This is a genomic window from Pengzhenrongella sp. (genome assembly GCF_036565025.1).
Classification (GTDB): domain Bacteria; phylum Actinomycetota; class Actinomycetes; order Actinomycetales; family Cellulomonadaceae; genus Pengzhenrongella.
The window spans coordinates 1-2,358 of sequence record NZ_DATCNW010000227.1; the positions used below are offsets into that span (position 1 = coordinate 1).

Annotated in this window: 3 protein-coding genes; 1 reads left to right on the forward strand and 2 read right to left on the reverse strand. The window is 66.7% G+C overall.

Annotated elements, in window-relative coordinates; genetic code table 11:
• Window positions 1–60: 60 nt before the first annotated feature.
• Complete coding sequence (tsaB, locus tag VIM26_RS13365; protein ID WP_331951956.1) at window positions 61–714, reverse strand: tRNA (adenosine(37)-N6)-threonylcarbamoyltransferase complex dimerization subunit type 1 TsaB; 654 nt, start codon at window positions 712–714, stop codon at window positions 61–63.
• Window positions 715–829: 115 nt separating this feature from the next.
• On the opposite strand from tsaB, the gene VIM26_RS13370 reads away from it, so the two are divergent.
• Complete coding sequence (locus tag VIM26_RS13370; RefSeq protein WP_331951957.1) at window positions 830–1,741, forward strand: IS982 family transposase; 912 nt, start codon at window positions 830–832, stop codon at window positions 1,739–1,741.
• Between the two features lie 45 nt (window positions 1,742–1,786).
• Here VIM26_RS13370 and VIM26_RS13375 read toward each other — a convergent pair.
• On the reverse strand, window positions 1,787–2,358 hold a 572-nt coding region (locus tag VIM26_RS13375; RefSeq protein ID WP_331951959.1), incomplete at its 5' end, for a gamma-glutamyltransferase.

Consider the following 2,358-nt stretch of genomic DNA (forward strand, 5'->3'; position numbering starts at 1 on the left):
CTTCAAACGGCAACAGCACGTCAATGTCATCGATCGTCATCCGCCGAAGCGTCACGGTCGTCATTGCGTGACCGGCTTTCGCTCTCCGAGCGCCACCGCATCCGGTCGCCGCAGGTACAGCGGCGTGAGCGGTTCGCTCGGTGCCTTCGCACGAACCCGGTCGGCCGCGCCCGCGGCCAGACCGGCCACGGTGGGGAAATCGACCTGCAGCAAAGGGAATCCGAACACGTCGGCGAACATCCTGGCACCGGCACCGACCATGGCCTCGACCTCGACGACCACGTCCGCGGCCCTGCTTACCGCTGGCTCGCCCTGTCGTAGCCCAGCGAGGTAACTGGCCCAGTAGACCTCTTTTCGGCGGGCGTCCGCGGCCACCAACAGCGGGCCGTCGCAATCGGTTGCCGCGGCGATCGCATCCAACGAGCACACCCCGTAAGCGGGAATCCCGCACGCATGGGCGATGGCGGCCGCGCTCACCAGGCCGACCCGCAGCCCGGTGAACGGCCCCGGGCCGACACCGACGACGACCGCGGTCAGTTCGGCGACGGTCCGGCCCGCATCGTCGAGACTGGCTCTGATCGAGGGCGCCAGCAGTTCGCCGTGCGCGCGGGCGTCAAGGGTGACCCGTTGGGCGAGCACCCGCACGCCGTTCGCGAGGTCCACCACACCGGCGGTGACGGCCGCCGACGAGGTGTCGATGACCAGCGCGAACATGCGACAACCCTAGATGAGTAATTCCAAGCCGTGTGACTGGTGTGGCGTGTGTGATTAGGGCGCGAGGGTGTCCATGATCGGCGTTGCTAACCCGACGTCGAGCAGGAGGCTCATCGTGGACGCTGACCTGGACACCCTCGCGACTGCACTTTACGTGCGCGTGGATGATCTGCTGAAGTCCGAGCCGGGACGATCTCCGTGTCGTCCCAGGGTCGGGATCGCGCCGAAGATCAGCGACGCCGAGCTGGTGACGCTGGCGGTGATGCAGGCACTGCTCGGTCATGCCAGCGAGTCCCGTTGGCTGCGCTACGCCCGCGCTCATCTGCACGCCCTGTTCCCGTATCTGCCCCAGCAGCCCGGCTACAACAAGCGCCTGCGTGCCCTGGCCGCCACGATGAACTGGCTGATCGGGGTACTGGCCCGCGACACCAGCGTGTGGACCGATGACGTGTGGGTGGTCGACTCGACGCCGGTGGAGTGCGCCCGATCCAGGGAGACGGTGAAGCGTTCGGATCTGGCGGGGTGGGCCGAGTACGGCTACTGCGCCTCCCATTCCCGTTACTTCTGGGGGCTGCGGCTGCACCTGTTGTGCACCCTGCACGGGCTGCCGGTCGGCTTCGCGCTCACCGGCGCCAAGGCCGACGAACGGGAGGTCCTGCTCGACATCCTGCACGCCGACTCCAGCCTGACCGCGCGGCCCGCACAGATCGTGATCGGGGACAAGAACTACTTCGGGGCCCAGTTCGAAGCCGCCCTGCCCGAGGCCGGCATCCACCTGTTACGCCCAGCCCGCAGCGGCGAGGCCGAACGCCCAGGCGCCCGGTTCTTCAAGCCGCTGCGTCAAACCATCGAATCGATCAACGACACCCTCAAGGGACAACTCGACCTCGAACGCCATGGCGGACGCACCCGCGCCGGCGTCATCACCCGCGTCTGGCAACGCATCTTGGCCCTCACCGCCGCCATCTGGCACAACGACAACATCGGCGCCCAGATCAAACGATCACTGACCGCCTACGACCACTGACCCCTTGGAATAACTCATCTAGGCAACTTAACTAGGCGCACAGCGTCATCGGCCGACGGCGTAGCCCTGGGCTCCGCGTGGGTTCGCCGCGGCCTTGAGCACAGCGCCCTCCTTCGCCACCGCGCTCAACCGACCCAATGACCAGGGCCCGGTCAGCACCACCCGGTGGCCACGCCGCCGCAACTCCTCAAGCACCTCGGCATCCACGCGATCCTCGATCAGCACCTCACCGGGATGGGCCCCCCGCGGATAGAACGAGGAAGGGAAGTGGCTTGTGTGGAACATCGGCGCATCGATGGCTTGCTGCAGATTCGACGACGGGCCATGAACGAGATCCAGGAAGAAGTTGACCTGCCACTGGTCCTGCTGATCGCCTCCTGGCGTCCCGAAGGCAAGCCACGGCTCGGCGTCTCGTAAGGCGAGGGACGGAGACAGCGTGGTGCGTGGCCGAATCCCCGGACGGAGCGAGTTGGGCAAATCGGGTTCCAGGTAGAACATTTGCGCCCGGGTGCCAAGCGGAAAGCCCAACGTGGGGATCACCGGTGAACTCTGCAGCCAGCCACCACTGGGCGTCGCGGACACAAAGTTGCCCCATCGGTCGACGACATCGACATGGC